Annotated in this window: 13 protein-coding genes; 9 read left to right on the top strand and 4 right to left on the bottom strand. The window is 34.4% G+C overall.

Features of this window, described 5'->3' with window-relative positions; genetic code table 11:
• Positions 1–93 precede the first annotated feature (93 nt).
• From pdhA to QE431_RS02045, 5 genes are all read left to right on the top strand, one after another.
• Positions 94–1,092 (top strand): pyruvate dehydrogenase (acetyl-transferring) E1 component subunit alpha, encoded by a 999-nt coding sequence (gene pdhA / locus QE431_RS02065; protein WP_057117535.1) that lies wholly within the window; start codon positions 94–96, stop codon positions 1,090–1,092.
• A gap of 6 nt (positions 1,093–1,098) precedes the next feature.
• On the top strand, positions 1,099–2,766 hold the full coding sequence (locus QE431_RS02060; RefSeq protein WP_307292113.1) for a pyruvate dehydrogenase complex dihydrolipoamide acetyltransferase: 1,668 nt from the start codon (positions 1,099–1,101) through the stop codon (positions 2,764–2,766).
• A 115-nt stretch (positions 2,767–2,881) separates the two neighbouring features.
• Positions 2,882–4,729, top strand: a complete 1,848-nt coding sequence (locus tag QE431_RS02055) for a hydrolase/aminopeptidase (RefSeq protein ID WP_307292111.1) — start codon at positions 2,882–2,884, stop codon at positions 4,727–4,729.
• Between the two features lie 243 nt (positions 4,730–4,972).
• Positions 4,973–5,503, top strand: a complete 531-nt coding sequence (locus QE431_RS02050) for a carboxymuconolactone decarboxylase family protein (RefSeq protein ID WP_057117538.1) — start codon at positions 4,973–4,975, stop codon at positions 5,501–5,503.
• A 96-nt stretch (positions 5,504–5,599) separates the two neighbouring features.
• Positions 5,600–6,478: a helix-turn-helix domain-containing protein gene (locus QE431_RS02045; RefSeq protein WP_307292109.1), complete on the top strand. Its 879-nt coding sequence runs from the start codon at positions 5,600–5,602 to the stop codon at positions 6,476–6,478.
• Here the strand turns inward: QE431_RS02045 and QE431_RS02040 are convergent.
• Positions 6,475–7,719, bottom strand: a complete 1,245-nt coding sequence (locus QE431_RS02040) for a glycosyltransferase (RefSeq protein ID WP_307292107.1) — start codon at positions 7,717–7,719, stop codon at positions 6,475–6,477. The two genes, QE431_RS02045 and QE431_RS02040, sit on opposite strands and share 4 nt — an antisense overlap.
• Before the next feature lie 114 nt (positions 7,720–7,833).
• On the opposite strand from QE431_RS02040, the gene QE431_RS02035 reads away from it, so the two are divergent.
• Complete coding sequence (locus QE431_RS02035) at positions 7,834–8,415, top strand: tRNA-(ms[2]io[6]A)-hydroxylase (protein WP_307292105.1); 582 nt, start codon at positions 7,834–7,836, stop codon at positions 8,413–8,415.
• A gap of 54 nt (positions 8,416–8,469) precedes the next feature.
• Positions 8,470–11,229: an AsmA-like C-terminal region-containing protein gene (locus tag QE431_RS02030; protein WP_307292103.1), complete on the top strand. Its 2,760-nt coding sequence runs from the start codon at positions 8,470–8,472 to the stop codon at positions 11,227–11,229.
• Between the two features lie 314 nt (positions 11,230–11,543).
• Here the strand turns inward: QE431_RS02030 and rpmA are convergent, their stop codons facing one another.
• Together rpmA and rplU are read right to left on the bottom strand one after the other, a co-directional pair.
• On the bottom strand, positions 11,544–11,804 hold the full coding sequence (gene rpmA, locus QE431_RS02025; RefSeq protein ID WP_012023622.1) for a 50S ribosomal protein L27: 261 nt from the start codon (positions 11,802–11,804) through the stop codon (positions 11,544–11,546).
• A 24-nt stretch (positions 11,805–11,828) separates the two neighbouring features.
• Positions 11,829–12,272 carry a 50S ribosomal protein L21 gene (gene rplU, locus QE431_RS02020; protein WP_281867318.1) on the bottom strand — a complete coding sequence of 148 codons (444 nt, stop codon included), beginning with the start codon at positions 12,270–12,272 and terminating at the stop codon, positions 11,829–11,831.
• A gap of 273 nt (positions 12,273–12,545) precedes the next feature.
• Between rplU and QE431_RS02015 the strand changes: the two genes are divergently transcribed.
• Together QE431_RS02015 and QE431_RS02010 are read left to right on the top strand one after the other, a co-directional pair.
• Positions 12,546–13,868, top strand: coding sequence for a pitrilysin family protein (locus QE431_RS02015; RefSeq protein WP_307292096.1), 1,323 nt, complete (start codon positions 12,546–12,548; stop codon positions 13,866–13,868).
• A gap of 12 nt (positions 13,869–13,880) precedes the next feature.
• Entirely contained in the window at positions 13,881–15,929 is a 2,049-nt protein-coding gene (locus tag QE431_RS02010) for a pitrilysin family protein (protein WP_307292095.1), read from the top strand.
• 246 nt (positions 15,930–16,175) lie between these two features.
• Here QE431_RS02010 and QE431_RS02005 read toward each other — a convergent pair whose 3' ends face one another.
• On the bottom strand, positions 16,176–17,042 hold the full coding sequence (locus QE431_RS02005) for a DMT family transporter (protein WP_307292094.1): 867 nt from the start codon (positions 17,040–17,042) through the stop codon (positions 16,176–16,178).
• Positions 17,043–17,085: the final 43 nt, after the last annotated feature.

Below are 17,085 nucleotides of genomic sequence, written 5' to 3'. Positions count from 1 at the left end.
CCTTTCGGGCGCAAATTTGTGGGAGGAAACTATTTTGCGTTACAGGCACAATAATCGATAACACAAACAACTTTAGCAAAAGAAAGAATTCAGATGAAAGAAGTTACAAAAGAGGTATATTTAAAGTGGTATGAGGACATGCTGCTTTGGAGAAAGTTTGAAGACAAACTTGCAGCATTATACATTCAACAAAAAGTTAGAGGTTTTCTACACCTATATAATGGTCAAGAAGCTGTATTAGCTGGTGCATTGCACGCTATGGATTTGACCAAAGATAAAATGATTACTGCTTACAGAAACCACGTTCAGCCAATTGGTATGGGAGTTGATCCTAGAAATGTAATGGCAGAACTTTTAGGAAAAGTAACAGGAACTTCTAAAGGTATGGGAGGTTCTATGCACATTTTCTCTAAAGAACACCGTTTTTATGGTGGTCACGGAATCGTTGGTGGACAAATTCCAGTAGGAGCAGGTTTAGCTTTTGCTGATAAATATTTCAACACTGGCGGTGTTACTATGACTTACTTTGGTGATGGAGCTGCAAGACAAGGTTCTTTACACGAAGCTTTCAACATGGCTATGTTATGGAAACTTCCAGTTGTATTTATCGTTGAAAACAACGGATATGCAATGGGAACTTCTGTAGAAAGAACTGCAAACCACACTGACATCTGGAAACTAGGTTTAGGTTATGAAATGCCTTGCGGACCGGTTGATGGAATGAATCCAGTAAAAGTTGCTGAAGCTATGCATGAAGCTATCGAAAGAGCGCGTCGCGGCGATGGACCAACTTTCCTTGAAATGAAAACATACCGTTACAGAGGACACTCTATGTCTGATGCACAATTGTACCGTTCGAAAGAAGAGGTTGAAGAATACAAAAAAATCGACCCAATTACTCAAGTTCTTGATGTAATTAAGGATCAAAAATATGCTACTGACGAAGAAATTGAAGTAATTGACCAAAGAGTTAAAGACTTAGTTGAAGAGTGTGCGAAATTCGCTGAAGAATCTCCATATCCAGACTTACAACAATTATACGATGTAGTATACGCACAAGAAGACTATCCATTTACACCTCATAAACTATAATTAATTATGGCTATTAAAGTAACAATGCCTCGTTTGAGCGATACTATGACGGAAGGAACGGTAGCGACTTGGTTAAAAAAAGTAGGCGACAAAATTAGCGAAGGAGATATCCTTGCTGAAATTGAAACAGACAAAGCAACAATGGAGTTCGAATCTTTTAACGAAGGAACTCTTTTACATATCGGAATTCAAGCTGGAGAAACTGCTCCAGTTGATTCATTACTTGCAATCATTGGTAAAGAAGGAGAAGATATTTCTGCTCTTTTAGCTGGTGGTGACGCTCCTGCTGATCCCGAAGCTTCGGGACCAAAAGCGGAAGCTAAAGAAGAAGCTCCTACTGCAGAAGCAAAAACTGAAACTGCTGCTCCTGCAAAAGCAGCTACTGAATTACCAAAAGGTGTTGTAGTTGTAACTATGCCACGTTTGAGTGATACAATGACAGAAGGTACAGTAGCAACTTGGTTGAAAAAAGTTGGCGATGCTGTGGCTGAAGGAGATATTTTAGCAGAAATTGAAACAGACAAAGCTACAATGGAGTTTGAGTCATTCAATGCTGGAACATTATTATACATCGGAATTCAAGAAGGAAACACTGCTCCAGTTGACAGTTTATTAGCTATCATCGGACCTGCAGGAACTGACATTTCTGGAATTGCTGAAAATTATACTGCTGGAGGCGCTTCAACTGCAAGTGCACCTGCTGCAGAAGAAACAAAAGCTGCTCCTGCTGCTGAAAAAGAAACAGAAGCAACTGCTGATACTTCATCAAATGGAGGAAGAATTTTAGCTTCACCTTTAGCTAAGAAAATCGCTTCTGACAAAGGAATTCAATTAAGCCAAGTTAAAGGTTCTGGAGAAAACGGACGTATCGTAAAAAGCGATATCGAAAACTTTACTCCATCTGCTCAAGGACAACCTGCTGCTAAAGCTGCTGATGCAAAACAAGAAGCTTCTGCTCCTGCTGCACCAAAAGTATTTGTTCCTGCTGGAGAAGTTTACACAGAAGAGATCAAAAACTCTCAAATGCGTAAAATTATCGCTAAACGTCTTGCAGAATCTTTATTTACTGCACCTCACTACAACTTAGTGATCGAAGTAAGTATGGACGAAGCAATGGGTGCAAGAGCAACTATCAACACTGTTCCTGATACAAAAGTATCTTTCAACGATATGGTAATTAAAGCTTGTGCTTTAGCATTGAAAAAACATCCAAAAATCAACTCTCAGTGGAAAGAAGATGCTATCATCATCAACCACCACGTAAATATTGGTGTTGCTGTAGCTGTTGAAGACGGATTAGTAGTTCCTGTATTGAAATTTACAGATGCTATGAGTTTATCTCAAATTGGTGCTTCTGTAAGAGATCTTGCAGGAAGAGCTAAAAACAAAAAATTAGGACCACAAGAAATGGAAGGAAGTACTTTTACAGTATCTAACCTTGGAATGTTTGGTATTACTGAATTCAATTCAATTATCAACCAGCCAAACTCTGCAATCCTTTCTGTAGGTGCAATTGTTGAGAAACCAGTAGTTAAAAACGGCCAAATCGTAGTTGGAAACACAATGATGTTATCATTAGCATGTGACCACAGAACAATTGACGGTGCAACTGGCGCTCAATTCTTACAAACATTAAAACAATACATCGAAAGCCCGGTTACAATGTTGGCATAATATACACATGCCAGCCCGAGCTAAGTCGAAGATTATATTTAATAAAATCCCGTTTTGTTTATTCAAAACGGGATTTTTTGTTTAAATTTCATCCTCAAATTCAATACTTCATAAAATGAAAAAACTAATCCTCGCAGCTTTATTCCTGACAGTAATTGCCTGCCAGAAAAAAGACCAAACGGAAAAAGCAGCCGCTGTTACAGACGAACACAGCTATTCTAAACCAGAACTTGCTGTTGTAAAACATCTTGATCTAGATATTAAAGTCGACTTTGACACACAGACTATTTCAGGAAAAGCTTCTTGGCTAATTGACAATATCAGCAAAGGAAACGAAATTATTTTCGACGAAAACACTTTAAATATTACAAAAGTAACCCTAGGCGACGAAGAAAAAGAAACCAAATTTGAACTTGGAAAGGATACTGAATTTCACGGAAAACCGCTTCATATTACAATTGAACCAAATACTACCAAAGTAAACATCTATTACAGCACAACAAAAGACGCTGTTGCTTTACAATGGCTGAAGCCTGAACAAACTGCAGACAAAAAGAAACCATTTTTATTTTCGCAAGGAGAAAGCGTTTGGTCAAGAACTTGGATTCCATGCCAGGATTCTCCGGGAATTCGTTTTACTTACAATGCAAAAGTTACGGTTCCTAAAGATTTATTAGCCGTAATGAGCGCAGTAAATCCGCAGAAGAAAAATGATACAGGGGTATATACTTTCAAGCAAGACAAAGCAATTCCGTCTTATTTAATGGCGATTGCCGTGGGAGATATTGAATTTCAATCTATAGACAACAGAACTGGAGTTTATGCAGAGCCTTCAATGCTAAAAAAATCGGCTTGGGAATTTGCTGAACTAGGAAAAATGGTTGTCGCTGCCGAAAAGCTATATGGACCTTATCGCTGGGGACGTTATGATGTTTTGGTTTTACCTCCAAGTTTTCCTTATGGCGGAATGGAAAATCCAAACCTAACCTTTTTAACTCCAGGAGTTATTGCAGGAGATCGTTCGTTAACTAGTTTATTAGCACACGAATTAGGCCACAGCTGGAGCGGAAATTTAGTTACAAACGCAACTTGGGATGATATTTGGTTAAACGAAGGTTTTACAACTTATGTAGAACACCGAATAGGAGAAGCTATTTTTGGGAAGAAAGAATTTGAAATGCAAAATGTTATCACCCGTAAGGAACTAGTTGACAATGTAGCAGAATATGGAGAAACAAGTCCTGACACAAGATTAAAAGTATCTTTAACAGGAAGAAATCCAGATGACGGAATCAGTATGATTCCTTATGTAAAAGGTTATGCATTTTTAAGAGTTATAGAAAATGCTGTTGGACGTGAAAAATTTGATGTTTTCATTAAAAACTATTTCGATGCACATGCGTTTAAATCAATTACAACAGAAGATTTTGTAAAATATCTAAATGAAAACCTGATAAAAGGAGACAAAACTTTAGCAGACAAAATCAAACTGGAAGATTGGATTTACAAACCTGGAATTCCGTCAAACATTACTCCTGTAAGTTCTGCCGATTTTGACGCAATTGATAAAATTCAAAAAAGCTGGAGAGAAACCGGCGTAAAGGGATTAAGCAAAAAAATAACAACAACTGCAGAAAAACAGCATTTTATAGATCATCTTCCAGCAGATATTACAGTAAAAGAAATGGAAGCAATTGACAATGAATTCAACTTTACAAAAGGAGGCAATTTCATTATCAAACGCCAATGGTTTGTTCAGGCATTAATCCACCAATACAAACCAGCATATCCTGCAATTGAACAATTTTTAATTGGCATAAGCAGAACTGGATCTGTCATCATGCTTTATAAAGAAATGGTTAAAACCCCAGAAGGAAAAATTTGGGCTAAGCAGATTTTTGAAAAAGCAAAAGCTGGATATCATGCTACTACAATTCAAGCTGTTGAAGGTGTTTTGAAATAAATTTTTTAAACTATCATTTTAAAAGAGGCTGTCACTTTACGGACAGCCTCTTTTTTTATATGCACTATTTGTCATTTCAACGGAGGAGAAATGACAAGATTATGATTTTTTCGTTTAAAATAATTGTCAGGGAAAATTGTCCATCACATAGCGTAGATTCTCCATGTTCCAAAATCTGTAATCGTCGCACCTTTGTAATGTCAAAAGACAACAACAAATAATAACATTTAAAATTTAAATAAAATGACACGATTAACAGCATTAAACCCAGAAGAAGTAACAGGAAAAACTAAAGATTTATTCAACGCTGTACAAGCAAAATTAGGTGTAGTTCCGAACATGATGAGAACAATGGGAAATTCACCAGCAGTTTTAGAAGGATATTTGAATTTGAGCGGTGCATTGAGCCACGGAAAACTAAGCGCAAAAACCGGCGAATTAATTGCATTAGCAGTTTCAGAAAGCAATTCTTGTGATTATTGTTTAGCAGCTCACACCTTTATTGGAGAAAAATTAGTTAAGGCAGATCCAGCGGTTTTAAAAGCAGCAAGAACAGGAAATTCAACAGACGCTAAAACAGAAGCAATTTTACAATTAGCTAAAACTTTAATCAGTAAAAATGGTTTAGTAAACGATGAAGATGTCAATAAAGCTAAAAATGCAGAAGTTTCTGATGCAGAAATCGCTGAAACTATTGCTCATGTCGCTTTAAATGTTTTAACGAACTATTTCAATAACGTTGCTAATACTGAAATTGATTTTCCAGCAGTATAATTAAAACACAAGCACACTATAACAAAAAACAATTTATAAGGATAGTTGTGAATTCATTTCATAGCTATCTTTATATTTTCAAAAATACTATTACATATGAGTTCTTCAAATGTTTCAACTTTGATAAATCCGCAAAATGGCAATTTAGCATTTAAAATTCTTGCTTTTGATGACAACAGCCATTTCGACCATTTGCAACGAAACAACTACTACTCTTTAATTTGGGTAACCAAAGGAAAAGGCAAAGTAAAAGCTGATTTTGCAGAACATCAATTTGAAGAAAACTCTCTTATAGCCTTTTCACCATATCAGCCTTTTATGCTTTGCGTAAACGAAACAATTGAAGGAATTGCGATTCATTTTCACCCAGATTTTTACTGCATTCACATGCATCAAAAAGAAGTTTCATGTAACGGCGTTTTATTCAATAACATTTATCAGCCACCTTATGTTCGTGTTACAGAACAAGCGCTGCTAACTTTCAAAATGGTTATTGAGCAAATGAAAGCTGAAATTCAAAATGCTGAACTGGCACAATATGAACTGCTTATTTCGTACTTAAAGATATTTTTAATTACAGCTTCAAGACTAAAAACAGAGCAATTAGAAGAGCTAAAATCGGTTCCAGATTCAAAAGAACCTGCTATTCTTCAAAATCTAATAGATGCCATTGAACTTAATTTCAAAACCAAACATTCGGCTGGAAATTATGCAGATCTGCTAAATATTTCACCAAAAGCATTAGCAAAACTCTCTAAGAATTACTTCAATAAAACACTAACGGACTTAATTTCGGAAAGAATAATTATTGAAGCTAAACGAGAATTGTACTTAACCAATAAAACCGTAAAAGAAATAGCTTACGAACTAGGTTATGATGACGAACATTATTTCAGCCGTTTCTTTAAAACTAATGCCGATGTTTCGCCTCAGATTTATCGTGAAACTGTAGGGTTTGGAAAAATGGAGGCTTAATTTTTATTTTTGGCTTCAATCCATTTTGACATATACATGGTGCTTTTATACGCGTGATGCTGTAGTAAACTGCCCATAAAATTATGAAGCCGATGATTTGTGGAATCAATCAATAATCTATTTACCAAATCAGTCAATTCATCTGAATAATTACTTTTTTGATAACATTGCTTAATAATCGCAACAGCATTTTTCTGAGACTCTTTCCACAGATTTTCATCTTTATAAAGTGCAATTGCTTTTTTTGCAAATTCCTGTGGATCATCTTCAACAAAACCATTCCATGATAAATTACCATGCATAGATTCAGAACCAATTGTTGTTGTTACACTCGGCGTTCCGCATTGCATTGCCTCTAACAACTTCCCTTTCAAACCTGCTCCAAAACGAATTGGAGCCAATACAACCCGCGCCTTTTTCACCACTTCATCAGCATCTGCTGCCCTTCCCATTATAAAAAAACCATTTTTAGGCTGATGCAATTGCAGCACTTTTTGTGAGGGATAAGCACCATAAACTTCCAAAACAGCTTCTGGGAAATCCTTTTTAATAGACGGCCAAATCGCTTCTTTTAAATATTGCACGGTATTCCAATTCGGTTCGTGAAGAAAATTTCCAATAAAAACATAATGCTGACGATCATCAAATACAGGCAATTGTAATAGATCATCTTCAGTCATTTTATCCACTAAAAAAGGAAGATAAAAAAGCAAGTCAGAACTAATTCTAAAATTTTCTTTGAGAATTTTCATTTCGAATTCAGAAATAATTAAAGATAAATCAGACCGTAAAATACTAGCAATTTCACGTTTAGCAACTTCTTCAGAAAACAAATCAGTCATTTCAAAAGTTCGTTTTTCCTTAAAAGCTTTTTGCCTTGCTGTTCTCAAACAATGCAGATCTTCAGTATCTAAAATTCTGATGGCTTTTGGGCAGTTTTCGATTACTCTCCATCCAAATTGTTCTTCAATCATAAATCGATCAAACAACACAACATCAGGATTTAATTCCAACAAAAACGAATCAAAAGTAGCTGAATTAAGTTCTATACTCTTTTTGATTATTCCAAACTCAGATAAATCAACCATAAAATCACTATCCTGCGCTGCGCTGGCAAATGTTATTTCAAATCTGTTTGCTGCGAAAATTGAAATCAACTGCATCATTCTCCCGCCTGCCGCAGAAGAATTTGGCTCAGGCCACACAAACCCAATAATTAAAAGTTTTTTTAACTGATTCATTGTAATTTATTTCAACTTACAAAATAATGCTTTTTTCAGCGCAATAGCACGATATTTAGTGATTATTAGTGATAAAAAACACTAATTTTGCACGGAACTAAATGCCGGGAAATTATGTTGGGATTAAAATTAGCTACAGACCCTCGCTGGGTAAATATCGTCGAGTCGAACATCGAAGAAATTTTAACGGATCATGCTTGGTGCGAACAAAAAGCGGCTTCAAACGCAATCAGCATTGTTACCTATAACTCTGAATTAGAGGAATTAGTAACCGAAATGCTATTGATTGCCAGAGAAGAACTAGAACATTTACAAATGGTTCATGATGTGATAAAGAAACGCGGACTTACTTTGGGACGTGAAAGGAAAGACCATTATGTGAATGAACTTTTTAAATTCATGAAAAAAGACGGCAGCAGAAGAGATGCTCTTTGCGATCGATTGTTGTTTTCTGCAATGATTGAAGCTAGAAGCTGTGAGCGTTTTAAAGTACTTTCTGAAAATATTAAAGATGAAGAATTAGCTAAATTCTATCGCGACTTAATGATTTCTGAAGCCGGACATTACACTACTTTTCTAGGTTTTGCCAGAAAATATCAAGACAATATCGACATCGATAAACGATGGAAAGAATGGATTGAATACGAAGGTTCTATTATTACCAATTATGGTAAAAAAGAAACTGTACACGGATAAATCACGCTCTTTTTTTGACCCCATTTTTTTATATCTAAATACCATAAATTCGCTATGCAAAAAAGTAAATCCAGATCAATCGTATTTAAAATTGCGAAGTATTTCGGAATAACTTTCGTCGTTATTTTAGGATTATTATTTTTAACGCCTATCGTCTTTGAGGATCAGATTAAAGAACAGATCAAAAAAACGGCTAACGAAAGATTAAGCGCAGAACTTAATTATTCTGATGTTTCGGTTTCATTTTTTCGTCATTTCCCATCACTAACACTAACTTTAGACGATTTAAGTCTTAATGGATCAGCACCATACAAAAACGAAAAATTCATTACCGCAAAAGAGGTTTCTTTTGGAATAAATGTTGCCAGTTTGATTTTTAGTAAGTCTGTAAAAATCGATCAGATTTATTTATCAGATTCTTTCATCAATGTAAAAGTGAACCCAAACGGAGAAGCGAATTACAACGTTTATAAGTCACAAAAACAATCTACTCAACCAAAAGACAGCTCTGAAGTCGCTTTAAAACTGGAAAGAATTGAGATCTTAAACAGTAAAATTATTTACGACGATAAATCTACAAAAGTACATTTTGACGCTCTTGGCTTTAATTATTTAGGAAAAGGCGATTTAAACAAAGCCGTTTTCGATTTATACTCAAAAGCTAAAATTGAAAAATTAAATATAGTTTATGAAGACGAACCTTATTTAATGAATAAAAAAATTGATGCCGATTTAATTACCAAAATAAACATCAACTCTCTTTCTTTCTTTTTCCAGCAAAACAACCTTAAAATCAACCAGCTTTTGGTCGATCTTAAAGGAAAATTTGACATTTTGAAAGATGGTTATAATATGGATTTTGTCATTAAATCCGACAACAGTAATTTATATGACGTATTCACAGCCTTTCCTCCAAAATACATAACATGGCTTTCGCAGACTGAAATAAAAGGAAAAGCAAATCTTCTTTTTACTTTGAAAGGTAAATACATAACCTCACAAAACATTGCTCCAGATCTTAATTTAGACGTAAAAATAAATGATGGATTTGTGAATTACAACAAAAGTGAATTTCCTGTTTCAAACTTAAATTTGGACATTAAAACAAAAATTCCGTCTCTCAATCCCGATTTAGTAATTGTTGATGCTAAAAACCTTTCTTTAAACATCAATCAAGATTATTTAAAATCAAAGTTTTTGGTTAAAGGCGTGAACACACCAGATATTAACGGGCAATTTAATGCTAAAATCGATTTAGAAAAATTAACCAGAGCGCTTGGAATTCCTAACATTCAACTAAAAGGAGCTTTAGTAAGCGATGTAAAAGTTAACGGGGTCTTTGATCAAAAAAACAAACGCTTTCCGATTACAAACGGTAAAATAGATTTGAACAATGGATATTTAAAAACGTCATATTATCCAAATCCAATTACTAATATTACGATTAACTCTAAAATTGAAAATCAAAAAGGTACTTTTCAAGATTTAAAAGTGAATTTAAAACCAGTTCAATTTACGTTTGAAGGCAAACCTGTTTTCGTTCAGGCTGACTTAAGTAATTTTGATGATTTGACTTATGATGTAAAAGCAAAAGGTGAATTGGACGTAAATCGCATCTATAAAGTCTTCTCGCAGAAAGGACTTGACCTAGATGGTTTTGTAAAAGCCGATTTGGTTTTGAAAGGAAAACAAAGCGACGCTGAAAAAGGAAATTACAGCAAATTACACAATAAAGGAACTCTTGAATTAAGAAATATCGGAATTGCTTCAGAATATCTTCCAAAGAAATTTATTATCAAAGAAGGCATTTTCAAAATCAATCAAGATAAAATGTCATTTAATAATTTCTTAGCTGCTTACGGACAGTCTGATTTTAAAATGAATGGGTATCTTCAGAACGTTTTCAATTACGCTACAACAAATACAGGCATCTTAAGAGGTTCTTTTAAAGTTACAGCACGATACATCAATGTTGATGAATTTATGTCTGCTACAGATCCAAATACTTCTGTAGCGCAAAATCCTGCACCTAAAACAGAAACAAAACCAGCAGCAAATAAACAGACTGGCGTAATCATTATTCCAACAAATCTAAACTTACAATTATTCGCAAGTGCCGAAAAGGTAAATTTTGACAAGTTGAATCTTCAAAATGCAGCTGGAAATTTAAGCATGAAAAATGGTAAATTAACCATGCAGAATACTGGTTTCAACTTAATTGGATGCAATGTTTCTATGAATGCCAATTATCAAGCGGTAACGCCTCAAAAAGCAAATTTTGACTATTCTATTAAAGCTGCTGATTTTGATATTAAAAGAGCTTATAATGAAGTAGAAGTTTTTAGAAAAATGGCCAGCGCAGCAGAAAAAGCACAAGGAATTGTTTCTTTAGATTATCAGCTAAAAGGCCGTTTAAACGGAAATATGGCGCCTGTTTATCCTTCACTTGTTGGTGGCGGAACACTTTCTGTAAAAGATGTAAAAGTGAGAGGATTAAAAATGTTTAATGCGGTAAGCAAACAAACGAACTCGGAGTCTATGAAGAATCCAGATGTTTCAAAAGTTGACATTAAAACTACCGTTAAAAACAATATCATAACCGTAGAACGCTTTAAATTTAAGTTTGCAGGCTTTAGACCAAGAATCGAAGGCACAACAAGTTTAGATGGAAAACTAAACTTAAAAATGCGTTTAGGACTGCCTCCGTTTGGCATATTCGGAATTCCGCTTACTGTAACAGGAACGCAAGATAATCCTAAAGTAAAAGTGGGAAGAAAAACTGAAGATCTAGAAGAAACTAAGGATACTGAATAATAAATTTCAATTTAAAAATTCCAAATTCCAGTTCCAAAAAATACTCTACAGCCTTTGTTAAAGTTTAAACTTTGACAAAGGTTTTTTTCGCTGCATTGTCATTGCGAGGAACGAAGCAATCTCATGTGCTAAATCCCAGTTAACGATCTTGCTAGTGAGATTGCTTCGTTCCTCGCAAAGACCAATCTTTGTCGTGTGATGTTACCTTTTTATCAGATCCTAAAATTTTTAGTTATAAGACAACGAAAACATCTTTAAAACAAAAAACCCGTTCGCCAAGACGAACGGGTTTTGTAAAAAGTAATCTTTGATTATTATGCCTCGAAAGGAATAATAGATACATAAGATTTGTTATCTCTTTTCTTTTGGAACTTAACAACTCCAGCAACTCTTGCGTGAAGAGTGTGATCTTTACTAATGTAAACGTTTTCACCTGGATTGTGTTTTGAACCTCTTTGTCTAACGATGATGTTTCCAGCAATAGCAGCTTGACCACCATAAATCTTAACGCCTAGACGTTTTGATTCTGATTCTCTACCATTCTTCGAACTACCGACACCTTTCTTGTGAGCCATGACGTATGAGTTTAAATATTGTTATTATTCTTTAGTAGCTTCTTTTTTTGCTTTTGGAGCTGCTGCTTTTTTTGCTTTTGGAGCTGCTTCAACTTCAGTTGCTGGTGCATCTTCTGCTACAACTGCTTTTTTAGCTGCTGCTTTTTTAGTTCCACCTGCTGCAGTAATACCTTCAATTACAATTTGTGTAAGATATTGTCTGTGACCATTTCTCTTTTTGTATCCTTTTCTTCTTTTCTTTTTGAAAACGATAACTTTATCACCTTTTAAGTGTTGTAACACTTTAGCTTCTACTGAAGCACCTTCTATAGCTGGGGCGCCTAAAGTTACGCTTCCGTTATCGTCTAATAAAAGAACTTTGTCAAATGAAACACTTGAACCTTCTTCGTTAGACAAACGGTGAACATAAACCTTTAAGTCTTTGCTTACTTTAAATTGTTGCCCTGCTATCTCTACGATTGCATACATACCAAATTGATTTATTGATTTTTAAGGTTGCAAATATACAATTAATAATTTATTGTGCAATCTCTAAAAGCAAAAATATTTTCAACCCAAAAAGCACTGTATTTCAAGCACTTTAAATCAAAAAATAGATTTTATTTAAAGTAAAAGATTGTTAAAATAGCCGTAAATTAAAAACAAATCTTTAATTGATAATTAAAAAAAACTATTTTTGATGTAACTAAAATCAACTCTGGTCTACCTACTCTTGTTTGATATATAAAATTATTAATCTTTATGAAAAAATCAATAATGATGTTAAGTGCTGCATTAATGCTCGGCGGAGTGGCTCATGCTCAAAAAGTAGCTTTTGAAGAATACAATCTAGATAATGGGCTGCATGTTATTTTACACAACGATCCTTCTGCTCCAGTTGTTATCACATCGGTAATGTATCATGTGGGGTCAAAAGATGAACGTCCGGACAGAACGGGATTTGCACACTTTTTTGAGCATTTATTATTTGAAGGAACTCAAAATATTAAACGCGGTGAATGGATGAAAATTGTTACCGCAAATGGCGGCGTTAATAATGCCAACACATCTGATGACAGAACGTATTATTATGAAGTTTTTCCTTCTAACAGTTTAGAACTTGGTTTATGGATGGAATCTGAAAGATTAATGCATCCTATTATTAATAAGATTGGTGTTGAAACTCAGAACGAAGTTGTAAAAGAAGAAAAAAGAATGCGTTACGACAATCAGCCGTATGGGAACATTCTGCCTGAGGTTAAAAAGAACATGTTCAAAAAACATCCTTACAGATGGACAACTATTGGGTCTATGCAAGATCTAGATGCTGCAACTCTAGAGGAATTTCAAGCTTTTAATAAAAAATTCTACACTCCAAACAATGCTGTTTTGGTTGTTGCTGGAGATTTTGATAAAACAAAAACAAAAGAATGGATTCAGAAATATTTTGGACCAATTCCAAGAGGAGAAGAAGTTAAAAAGCAAACTTATAACGAAGACCCAATTACACAGCCAATTAAAGCTACTTATGAAGACCCGAACATTCAGATTCCGATGATTGTTGCTTCTTACAGAACGCCTTCGATGAAAACTAGAGATGCTCGAGTTTTAGACTTAATTTCTTCTTATCTAAGTGACGGAAAAAGCTCTAAATTGTACAAGAAGATTGTTGATGACAAAAAGATGGCTTTACAGATTGGCGCTGTAGGATTTAGTCAGGAAGATTATGGAATGTATATTTTGTACGGTTTACCAATGGCTCCAAATACAACTGCAGATATCTTAAAAGAAATGGACGAGGAAATTGTAAAAATTCAAACCGATCTTATTTCTGAAAAAGATTATGAAAAATTACAAAACAAATTCGATAATAACTATGTAAATGCAAATTCTAGCGTAGAAGGAATTGCAGAAAATCTTGCTTCTTATTATTTGCTTTATGGCGATGTGAATTTAATTAATACTGAAATCGACATTTACCATTCTATTACGAGAGAAGAAATTAGAGAGGTTGCCAAGAAATATTTAAATCCAAATCAACGCTTAATTCTAGATTATATTCCTACCCCTAAATCTCAAAACTAAGAATATCGAATCATGAAAAAAATATATACTTTTTTAATCCTTTTATTCCTAACTGGAATTATGCAAGCACAAGATCGTCCACAACCCAAACCAGGCAATGCGCCAGTAGTCAATATCAAAAAACCGCAAACCTTTGTTTTAGCAAATGGCATGAAAGTTTTGATAGTTGAAAACCATAAATTACCTCGGGTGAGTTTTACGCTTACTCTAGATAATGCGCCATTTACTGAAGGCAATAAAAAAGGAGTTGATGAATTAACAAGCAGTTTAATCGGAAACGGGACTAAAAAAACAACAAAAGAAGCTTTTAATGAAGAAATTGACTTTTACGGAGCAAGTATAAACTTTACTTCGCAAGGTGCTTATGCAAGCTCATTATCAAAATATTCTGGACGCGTTTTAGAGCTTTTGGCCGAAGGTGCATTACAACCCAATTTTACACAAACAGAATTCGATAAAGAAAAAGCAAAACTACTTGAAGGCCTTAAAGCAGACGAAAAAAGTGTTCCTGCAATTTCTAACCGAGTTGTTGATGTTTTAGCCTTTGGAAAAAATCATCCTACAGGAGAATATCTTTCTGAAGAAACTGTAAAAAATGTAACTCTTGCAGATGTTCAAAATAACTATAGTACATATTTTGTTCCAGAAAATGCTTATTTAGTTGTTATTGGAGATGTCAAATTCAAAGAAACAAAAGCAGCGGTAGAAAAATTGTTTAGCGGATGGAAAAAACAAAACGCTCCAAAAAACAATTACCCTGATCCTGTAAATCCTTCAAAACTACAAATTGATTTTGTAGATGTTCCAAATGCTGTTCAATCTGAAATCTCATTAGTTAACACTCTTAATTTAAGAATGAGCGATCCAGATTTTTTCCCTGCTGTTATTGCAAATCAAATTTTAGGAGGTGATTTCAACAGTTATTTGAACATGAATTTACGCGAGCAGCACGCTTGGACATACGGAGCAAACTCAAGTATTGGAAGCGGAAAATATGTAACTAAATTCAAAGCATCGTCTGCAGTTAGAAACACCGTTACAGACAGCGCTGTTGTTCAATTTATTAAAGAAATAAAAAGAATACGTTCTGAAAGAGTTGATCCAGAAGTATTAAGAAATGTAAAAGCAGGATATATAGGAAGATTTGTAATGCAGGTTGAAAAACCGCAGGCTGTTGCCCGTTATGCTTTAAACATTGAAACAGAAAAACTTCCAGCTGATTTCTATGAAAAATATATCCAAACAATTAACAATGTTACGGCCGACGATATTTATCGCGTTGCAAACAAATATTTCCTACTAGACAATATGCGTATTATAATTGTTGGAAAAGGTTCTGATGTAATTTCTAGTTTAGAAAAATTACAAATTCCGATTTTCTATTATGATAGATTTGGAACTCCAATCGAAAAACCTTCTGTAAAAAAAGAAGCTCCAAAAGACATAACAGCAAAAACAGTTTTTGAAAATTACATTAAAGCAATTGGAGGAGAAAAAGCTGTTACTTCTGTAAAAACACTTTTTATGAATGGTTCTACAACTATTCCGCAAGCTCCTACTCCATTGACTTTTATTTCAAAATTAGATTCAAAAGGAAAAATGATGGTTTCGCTTTCAATGGGAACCATGAATTTAATGAAACAAGTTGTAAACGAAAAAGGCGCTTATGTTGAACAACAAGGACAAAGAAAAAATCTGGAAGGCAAAGATTTAGCCGACATGAAAGCTAATGCAGCTCCTTTTGAAGAATTACAGCTCGTAAAAAGAACTGATTTAAAAGTAGAAGGAATTGAACCAATCAACGGAAGTGATGCTTATGTAATTAAAGACGGGCAAACAACTTATTACTATGATGTTAAATCAGGTTTAAAAACGGCAGAATCTAAAATTCGTGAACAAGGCGGTAAATCAGCAGCGCAAATCACTAATTTTAACGATTACAGAGAAGTAAAAGGAGTTAAAGTTCCTTATAATTTAGTCCAAAATGTTGGCTTTGAATTAGACATTAAAATGTCTGATATCAAAATTAACGAAGGAGTTTCTGAAGCAGATTTTTTGTAGTAGAGGTTGAAAGCTACAAAGGCTCAAAGGAACAAAGGTTTTGAGCTACTAAGTCACTTAGGTTATAAGATTTTTTAAGGGCTTTGTCAAAGTTAGAAACTTTGACAAAGCTTTTTTTTATTCATCACGTTTGTCAAGCTGAGCGGAGTTGAAGCCATTTACGCTCTTCGACTTCGCTGAGAGCGACAGACTAAACTTCAATACATTTTACATTTTACAAATAACTTTTCACTCATAACTCAAAAATCACTTTTTAGCCGACAAATAAACGCCAATCAAAATAATAAATGCACCAAAAAACTGAATCGGAGTCAGCATTTCGTTATCTAATAATCCCCAGAAAAAAGCGACTATCGGAATTAAATAAGTTACCGATGTTGCAAAAACCGGCGATGACATTTGAATCAATTTAAAGAAAAGGATATTCGCAATTCCAGTTCCTAAAACACCCAGAATCATTATAAAAAATATCGAGTGCTGGGTCTCTGCCAAATGTATTTTTTGGCTGATATCAGTTGTGCTTAAAATAATTAATGCTGGCAGAAACAGAACCGCAAAATTCCCAGTTGTAATGCTTATGGAATTCAAATCGTGTAAATATTTTTTAATCAAATTCACATTGATTGCATAACTCAAAGTTGCAATAACCACCAATAAAACACACACATAATTCTGGCCTGAGTGCGCAGAATCTCCAGTTAAAACCAAAAGCAAACATCCTACAAGCCCAACAAAGACTCCTAAAACTTGCCTTTTCTGAAACTGAATTCCGAAAGCAATTATTCCTAAAACTAAAGTATTTAAAGGAGTAAGCGAATTTAAAATAGCAACTATTGAACTATCGACTTTAGTTTCTGCAATAGCAAAAAGATAAGCCGGCATAAAAGTTCCGAAAAGCGAAGTTACTGCAACAAACTTCCATTGACGGCGAGAGATTTTTTTCAGACTGTTAAAACCTATAATCAGTAAAAATAAAGCAGCAAAAATAATTCGGAATGATCCGACTTGAATTGCAGTCAAACCAACTAGTCCTCTTTTTATTAAAATAAAGGAGCTTCCCCAAATAAGAGAAAGAATCAATAAATATATCCACTTTAACTGCTTTGTATCCATAAATCGCATTTTACTGCAAATTTGTAATAATTTTGCGAACTAA

It is taken from the genome of Flavobacterium sp. SORGH_AS_0622, assembly GCF_030818825.1.
In the GTDB taxonomy this organism is placed as follows: domain Bacteria; phylum Bacteroidota; class Bacteroidia; order Flavobacteriales; family Flavobacteriaceae; genus Flavobacterium.
This window is presented reverse-complemented; position numbering and strand designations above follow the sequence as displayed.